The sequence below is a fragment of the Sphingobacterium sp. UBA7253 genome (assembly GCF_002472745.1).
Taxonomy (GTDB): domain Bacteria; phylum Bacteroidota; class Bacteroidia; order Sphingobacteriales; family Sphingobacteriaceae; genus Sphingobacterium; species Sphingobacterium siyangense.
The window spans coordinates 8,075-16,579 of sequence record NZ_DKSP01000146.1; the positions used below are offsets into that span (position 1 = coordinate 8,075).

Annotated in this window: 6 protein-coding genes; 4 read left to right on the plus strand and 2 right to left on the minus strand. The window is 42.7% G+C overall.

The features are described from left to right. The first annotated feature begins 180 nt into the window (after positions 1–180). Together B2X72_RS15025 and B2X72_RS15030 are read left to right on the plus strand one after the other, a co-directional pair. Positions 181–1,701 carry a RagB/SusD family nutrient uptake outer membrane protein gene (locus B2X72_RS15025; protein ID WP_088160203.1) on the plus strand — a complete coding sequence of 507 codons (1,521 nt, stop codon included), beginning with the start codon at positions 181–183 and terminating at the stop codon, positions 1,699–1,701. A 17-nt stretch (positions 1,702–1,718) separates the two neighbouring features. Next, on the plus strand, positions 1,719–2,963 hold the full coding sequence (locus tag B2X72_RS15030) for a YdcF family protein (protein ID WP_232475676.1): 1,245 nt from the start codon (positions 1,719–1,721) through the stop codon (positions 2,961–2,963). 109 nt (positions 2,964–3,072) lie between these two features. On the opposite strand, the gene B2X72_RS15035 is transcribed toward B2X72_RS15030, so the two are convergent. Both B2X72_RS15035 and B2X72_RS15040 read right to left on the minus strand, forming a co-directional pair. Beyond that, a complete protein-coding gene (locus B2X72_RS15035) occupies positions 3,073–4,155 on the minus strand; it encodes a Gfo/Idh/MocA family protein (protein ID WP_088160204.1) in 1,083 nt (360 codons plus the stop codon). A gap of 16 nt (positions 4,156–4,171) precedes the next feature. Continuing rightward, positions 4,172–4,819 carry a hypothetical protein gene (locus B2X72_RS15040; RefSeq protein WP_286850328.1) on the minus strand — a complete coding sequence of 216 codons (648 nt, stop codon included), beginning with the start codon at positions 4,817–4,819 and terminating at the stop codon, positions 4,172–4,174. 110 nt (positions 4,820–4,929) lie between these two features. Here B2X72_RS15040 and B2X72_RS15045 point away from each other — a divergent pair, with 110 nt between their 5' ends. Continuing rightward, positions 4,930–6,339: a sulfatase-like hydrolase/transferase gene (locus B2X72_RS15045; protein WP_145328888.1), complete on the plus strand. Its 1,410-nt coding sequence runs from the start codon at positions 4,930–4,932 to the stop codon at positions 6,337–6,339. Between the two features lie 20 nt (positions 6,340–6,359). Further along, complete coding sequence (locus B2X72_RS15050) at positions 6,360–8,462, plus strand: polysaccharide lyase 8 family protein (RefSeq protein WP_286850330.1); 2,103 nt, start codon at positions 6,360–6,362, stop codon at positions 8,460–8,462. Positions 8,463–8,505 lie beyond the last annotated feature (43 nt).

Below are 8,505 nucleotides of genomic sequence, written 5' to 3' on the forward strand. Positions count from 1 at the left end.
TACACGACGCGATCATATAACCTTGGTGTGAAAGTAACGTTCTAATAGCAGGATCGAGGAGCTGTTGTGCGTAGGAATATCAAGGAAAGTCCCGTGTTAATAGCTCCAGTATTGTAAAAATAGTCCTACAGACTGCTCTTTGCAGTTCCGTGGGCTGATGAAAAATAAAAAAATAACAGGATGAAAAAAAGATATATATTACCCTTTGTTTTGTTGGCATTGTCTTCATGTACCAAAGATTTTTTAAATCAGAAAAATCCCAACGCCGTTACGATCGATGATTACTTCAAGTCGGAAAATGATGTGCTCTTGGCGGTTAACGGTCTTTACCAGTCCCTTCGTTCGGGAAGTACGATCGGAGAATCCAGTACATTGTATAATGAGGAACGTTCGGATAATAGTGGACGTAATGATAACCAATCCAACGCCGGGGAGCCATTCCAATTCAATGACTTTTCGTTGCTGCCAAGTAATACCTATCTAAAGACGCATTGGTCGGCTATGTATGCGGCAATCAGCCGCTGTAATGTGGTTCTGTCACATGTCGACGATGTAACCTTTACAAGTGCAGAATTAAAAGGACGTTATATTGCGGAAGCGAAATTCGTTCGTGCATTATTATATTTCCATATGGTGCGTAAATTCGGAGATATTCCATTATCTACGGTACAGGTGACCAGTAAAGAGCAAGCAAATGAATTAGCTTTTCGGCAAAAAGAGTCGGTTGTGTACGAACAGATCATTAAGGATTTGACAGAGGCATTGTCCAGCAATCTTCCCAATACGCAGAAAGATTACGTCATTGGCAGAGCATCTAAATCGGCTATTAATGCAATTTTGGGACAAGTATACTTAACGTTGGGAGCAACGCAGACGTCGGGGAGTGCAGAAAATTTTGCGAAGGCAGAACAGTACCTTAATGCGGCCTACCAAATGCGAACTTTTGGTAAACTGAACGAAATCCCCTATGCGGATGTTTTCGATGTGACCAAGAAAAATAGCTGTAAAGAACTTGTTTTTCAGATTCAGTACAAACAAGGTGACCAAAACTATAGCTCGAGTATTGCCCGTAATTACCAGGCGAGAGGGGAGACCATCAACTCACGCTATAACTCTACAGGTGCTGGCGAAGTTGCGAAACTAGATTTGATTAAAGATTACGAGCAAGACGATATCCGAAAAGGCTTCTCGGTAAAGTTTGCCGCCAATACGCAAGTTAACGATTGGTTTGTAACCAAATTTAGAGATAACAGTGACGCTGCCGGTACCAATGGTTGGGGTGGAAATGACTGGATCTTGATCCGTTACGCAGATGTGATGCTGTTGTTGGCAGAAGCAAAATATCACTTGGGTAAAGATGCGGAAGCTATCGTGCTTTTGGATCAGGTACGTGAACGTGCTGGATTGCCTTCGTATGCTACTTCAATGCTAAATACTACCTATCGCAGTAAATATCCAACCTTAAAGGAGGCCATATTGCATGAACGCCGTGTAGAACTGGCATTTGAAAACCAACGTTGGTTTGATTTGATCCGTAATTATAATGCACAAGAACTGGTGACTTATTTCAAAACGAAGAGCCAGGCTGATTATGGAAATGCTAAAATCTCCAATATCTCGACAAAAGATCGATATTATCCAATTCCTTTTGATGAATATAAGCTGGATCCGACACGTATGTATCAAAACCCTGGTTATTAATCTGCAATGGAATAGATATGATAAAAAATATCAGAAAGATCTTATTACTTGTCTTTGGAATATGCTGCCTGCATATTTCCAAAGGTCAAGTAAATACTACACCTGTTGGACCACAGGATTGGCTGATCAAGAAGAATTATTATGCATCCTATTTGCTCTTAAAAGATCCTGTCCTTATACAGGAGCTCGTGGGCTCCAAGCCGATAGCACAGGTATTGGAAAAACGGTTCGAACGTTTTAACAACAGCGTCAGTTGTACCGATCTCACGTGCTATTTGAATGCCTTCAAATGGCAGGAAAACGAAATTGACCTGTTGGCAGAGCAGTTGGCGGAGCAAATTGGTCGTAACAAGAAATTGGACCAGCTTGTTCAGGCTAATCTTATTCCATCAATGACCTATGGTGTGTTGCATCATGAAACGGCAAAGGCCTATTTTACGAAAGCCTTGAAACAGGATTTAAAGGCAATGAATTATGTGGTGGACGTCTATGGGGGAGGTAAAAGTCCCAATTACCCCAAGATAGATTCAATCTCTTTCGATGTAAAACGTGCGGCCTACCTTCATCTTTTGGACGATGTTCGCCAAGACGTCCGCAAAGATATTCCAACACATAAAACAGCATTTTTTTTGACCATGATGACTGCGGTACGCTTGTTGGAAATTAATGAGCGATGGGACGCGGCACAACTAGAACCGCTGATTGAACTCGAAAACAAGAAAGCTTACGAAGCGGTCAAAAATACCGACTTCGCAAGCTATCCCTATAGTCTGTTGCTGACCTTAGGTGCAGGCCCCGAGGTGTATGGACAGCCTATTAGTCCTGGTGGAATGCTACGTGCGCGAATGGCAGCCCGAAGCTACTTTGAAAAATTGGCCCCTTTTATTGTGTTGTCTGGCGGTAAAGTACATCCCTATAAGACTCGCTTTATTGAGGCAATAGAAATGAAAAAGTATCTGATCGAGATTATGGGAGTACCTGAAGCTGCAATATTGATTGATCCACATGCGAGACATACGACCACAAATTTGCGTAATACAGCACGTATCCTGTTGAATTATGGTTTTCCGAAAGATAAATACGCCATCGTTAACAGTAGTAAAGTGCACATTGATGCGGTGGAAAAAATGGGCGATCGTTGTATACGTGAATTGGGGTATATTCCTTATACATTGGGTAAACGAATTTCAGATGTGATCATCGAGTTCAAGGCAAAAGAAGAGGCCTATACGATCGATCCTGATGAACCATTAGACCCCTAGCCGACTAAGTAGGCCAATTGCTAATCCATTAACTGAGCGGATCGGCTTTGTCTATGGCTTATGGGAAGGCATGAAAAAGGTCCGTAGCATTGCAAGCTACGGACCTTTTTTATTTTAAAATAATGGACTTTCCTTCTTTAGCCGAGCGTTTTGCCGCTTCCAGGATTTCGACCACAGTGACATTATTATTGATCGATCCGAGATCATTTTCTGGTGGCACGGCATCTTTCAGAACCTGTTCGAGATAGGCAATATGGTTCTCAAAATACGGGATCGCAGTTGATACATGTGTAGGTGGATCATTCTGCTGTTTGTATTTTAGAAGTTCTTTGTCATTTTTGGCGTAGAGCTGAGCTTTTGTGCCAAACACCTGCAGATCTTTAACACTGTATGGCCAAGCCCAGGAAGCTTGAATAATACCCGTGCTGCCGTCACGGTAGCTTAGTATAATGGTAGCGTTGTCATCGACTTTTGGATAAACCTCAGGCTTGAGCTGTTGTGTAAAGGCTGTCACTGAAATTGGCCTTTCTCCCTTTTTGAGCCAGGTCATTAGATTGGCACCATAACAACCAAAATCCATCACTGCACCGCCACCATTTTTTTTCGGATCAGTAAGCCAGTCGAGGAAGTAATTGCTACAGCCGATTTCTTTAGGTCCTTCGTGCCCGTCTTTTACAAGTATACGTGTGATTTTTCCAATTTCACCCTTGTCGACCAGCTGCTTCAGTTGTTGATTGCTTTTATACCAGGTCGTTTCGTAATTTACCAAAAAGGGTGTTTCGAACTGTTTGGACAAAAATGCAATACGTTTTGCGTCAGAAAGAGTCGTAGCAAGAGGCTTCTCTACCATTACAGGGATCTTAAGCGGGAGACAGGTCTCTGCGACGCGGATATGCTCATCGGTTGGATTGTAGGCCAGCACCGCGTCTGGCTTGACATGTTTCAATAAACTGGGTAAGTCATGGTAGAAGATTGCGTCAGGTAAATTATACTGCGTTCGTATTTTGTTTGATAAGGTTTGATTCGGTTCGGCAATACCGATAATATCGACTTTTTTATCCTTATATAAATTTAAAAGCAAGAATACGTGGTCATGGTTAAGCCCTGCAACAGCAACCCTAAGCCGTTCACTGGCCTGTGCAACTTGTTGGAAGAATAGGAGCAGGAAAACTAGGCGGATAAGATGCTTCATATGTTAAGTTTAGTTATTATAAATATACCGATTTGTGCTGAGGATACCCTTTGTAAATCCAGGTAACTTTTCGGTGCGATCGGATGATATCGGCAACAATGTCAAAATAGGTTTCTCCACGACCAGCTTTTAGCTCATCTAGTTTCTTTTGAAAATGCGTTTGATTGAATGGTGATTCTGCTCCAAGTTTACCTTGATAATAGGCCAAAGTTGTTTCAACGCCCAATGACGTCCTGCTGTGTGCAATATCCTTCCAAACAATGCAATGTGAAGCAGTGTCTTTGAAGGTCCCAAATCCACCGTAAAGCAGGTCGTCAAAGCCGTCTAGGCTTCCTATCTTCCAGCTTTCGCTGGACATGTAGACGGCATTGATTTCTTCGTAAAAACTTGCAATATCGTTGATGCTACAGCCATCAACCACAGCCACGCCAAGATCGGGATTGCTTCCCACAAGTTGCTTAAAATCCGTCCAGAGGTCCTCCCCGGGAAATATTGTTCCAGCTGCTTTGTTTTGCCATTTGTTCAACAATTGAACGAGTTCGGTTCTGATGGTACTGGGATGATAGGTCAATGAACACAAAAACGAGCTTAATGCAGTGCCATCCGAATCACTGACCAAAAAATGAGCAAGTGTACCGACCAATTTTTTTTCATCTGTTTTCATCTCTGACCTTTATTTTTAATCGTCTAAAAATAGCCTAACGAAATCGTTTGCGGTTTTTTAACAAAAAATCCTATACATTTAACGATACATTTAAGGATAAATCTAATGTTATGATCTACCGATTTACTTGCTATAGTATATTAACTCTTGTGAATATACTCTTTAGGTTTGGGATTTCTGTATTCGGACAGCAACATCCTAACGTTATTGTCATCCTGAGCGACGATGGAGGTTATGATGATTTTGGTTGTTACGGCGGTAGGGAGGTCTATACCCCCAATATTGATGCACTTGCGAAAAATGGCGTACGTTTTCAGTCGGCCTATGCCTCAGCTTCAGTATGCGCTCCTTCTCGGGCGGGCTTACTTTCTGGCCGCTACCAGCAGCGCTTTGGTTTTGAACATAATATTTCGAAACGTCCCACTGCGGGTGTCGCACCTGAAGATATCGGAATGGATACGCAGGTAGCCACCATTGCTGACTTCATGAAGTATAACGGCTATAAAACTGTAGCGATTGGCAAATGGCATCAAGGGGATGGTCCACAATTTAATCCATTGAAACGTGGGTTTGACCATTTCTATGGTTTTATCGGTGGTGACCGGCCTTACTTCCCAATCCATGGTGCCGTGAAGCCAACGCAGCTGCTTTATGACGATCGACGTATAGTCCCCGAAGACTCAATTCATTATTTGACTGAAACATTGACCAATAAAGCAATTGCGTATATTCAACAGTATCGAAGCCAGCCCTTTTTTATGTATTTAGCTTTCAATGCAGTGCATACACCTGTCGAAGCGCCCCTGAAGACTATTGATAAGTATAAAAATGTAGCTGATCCATTGCGTCGTGCTTACTTGGCTATGCTGGATAATATGGATGAAAATATTGGACGTCTGGTTGAACATTTAAAGCAAGAAGGACTTTATGAAAACACCTTAATCATTTTTATGAATGATAATGGAGCGGCAACAAATAATGGCGCAGACAATGGACAATTGCGTGGTTTAAAGGGATCGAAATGGGAAGGTGGAATCCGGGTTCCCCTTATCATGCAATGGCCAGCCAAGCTACCGAAAGGGATAACATCAGATGCCATGGTATCGGGAATGGATATCTTACCCACCAGCATCGAGGCAATAAAAGGGAAGAACATCCAGGGGCAGCAAATCGATGGCATCAGTTTGCTATCTTCCTATAAGGATGTGAAAAATGGACACGACTATTTATTCTGGCGTCGAGGGATTGCACGTGCTGTGCGACACAAAGAATGGAAACTGATTGTGGTTAAAGATGATCCGATATTATTGTTCAATCTTAGGGATGACCTTCGGGAACAGCATAATCTAGCCACGAAGTATCCTGAGCGTGTAAAGGAGATGCTGAATAAACTGAAGGAATGGGAAAAGGGACTGGAGAATCCAAAATGGCTAAGCTCTGTATTGGACAATGATCAAAATCAACTGATGAAACACCGGATGGAAGTCGTCGGACGAGCCGCAGAACGACAATATCCTTAAGTAATGAATACTAAAAACAGATGAAAGGACTAATCCTATTTTTATTGTCCTTTGCCTTGGTTATGGCAAAGGCGCAGAACAGCGATACGTTTGTGCGTATTAAAAAGCATGTATACGATGATGAGTTAAGTGGCCCATTGCCAAATGCAGATAAAACGTTAAGCCTATGTAATCAACTGCGTGCTGACGGTACTTGGGCAGATATCGATTACAGCAGTAAGTCAATATCGCTTTGGCCTCCGGGAGAGCACTTGGATCGGTTAAGGACACTTATTGTTGCCTATGTGTCTCCACAAAGTGCATCTTATCAGGAAAAATCACTTTACGATAAAATCCTGCTTGCCGCACAATATTGGGCAAATAATCGTTTTGAGTCTTCAAATTGGTGGCATAACGAGATCGCTTCGCCAAAAGCCATCGGTGTCTGTCTTATCCTGATGAAATTTGGAAAGGAAAAAATTCCTACTACACTAGAGACTCCACTTGTTGAGCTGATGAAGCGTGGCGATCCTTACACAAAAACAGGGGCGAATAAAAGTGATATTGCCATGCACTATTTTTATCGTGCATTGATCTTGGAAGATGAAAATCTTTTAGCTGCTGCGATGGAGCAGCTGCTTTTTCCGATACAGCTCGTGAATGGCAAGGAAGGACTGCAATATGATTTCTCTTACTTACAACATGGCCCTCAATTATACATTGCAGGCTATGGGGAGGAATTTCTGAAGGGGATCTCAAAAGTTATGGCCTATGTGCGCGAGACACCTTATGCTGTAGACATGAAGAGACTCGGCCTTTTTGAACATTTTCTTACAGCAACCTACCTGCCAATTATTCGTTCGCGCTATATCGATTTTAATGTACATGGTCGCGGGATCTCACGCCCTAATATCTTGGAAAAAACACAGGAAACGGCCATATTACAACAAATGAAGTTGATTGATCCCGCCAAAAATACCATTTGGAACAAAGCGCTAGCAAAACTAGATAGCGTCCAGCCTTATGACGCTGAGCATATCGAGGTCCACCGCCATTACTGGAAAGGAGACTACACGACTCATCTGCGTAAGCAATTCCACTTTAATGTTCGGTTGGCCAGTAGCCGTACCAATAAATCGGAGTCTGGAAATGGAGAAAACGTTCTTGGTCGCAATATGTCTGATGGTGTGACCAATATTCAGGTATTTGGACCCGAATATTATAATATTATGCCCGTATGGGAGTGGGATAAAATTCCTGGAACGACAACACGCGATTATCCAGGCGACCTGGAATTGAAAGAACAATGGGGAGCACTTGCTGCAAATAACTTTGCGGGCGGCGTAAGCAACGATAAGACAGGGGCTTCAGCTATGTCGGTCCAGTACGACGGGGTCAGGGCTCAAAAAGCCTGGTTCTTTTTCGATCGGGAAATTGTTTGTTTGGGGGCTGGGATTCACTGTGCTGCGCCAGAAGCTGTGGTAACAACCTTAAACCAAACCTGGCTGAATGGACCCGTTGTCTGGAATGGAAAGGAAATGTCTGCACTCGATTCAGTACAGAGATCTGTCAAAGTAGGCGATTTTATAACCCATAACAATGTTCTGTATTATTTTCCAGCAGCTATGAATGTTGGATTGACAACCAAAGATCAGGTTGGTTCCTGGTACCGGATCAACCGTTCCCGTTCCAAAGATGTTGTACATGGAAAGGTCTTCAAGCTTTGGTTTGATCATGCTGTTGCTCCAAACAATGCGAGCTATGCTTATATTGTTGTGCCTGGTACCAAAACTGTTGATACAAAAGCAATGCAGCAGCTAAAAATTTGGCAGAATACATCGGATATACAGGCGGTGGAGCATAAAGGGAGCCGGATTCTACAAATTGTTTGTTATCAAGCAGGAACGTACCAAGTTGGCAATTGGTCTATAAAGCTCGATCAACCTGCTATCATACAATTGAGTATGCGCGAAACAACTAGCATGCAGCTTGATGTTGCAGATCCACTCCAAAGAGCCAAAACAGTGAAGGTTCAACTCGTCAATAAACAGCTTCGTGTAAATCAATCGCTGGAGGTTTCGCTTCCACAGGGCGAATACGCAGGGAGTACTGTAAGTAACCAAATCGCGATCGGGAAGAAATAATCCAGATTCAATTGGAAAGCTTATAAAAATACAAAGGGGAGAT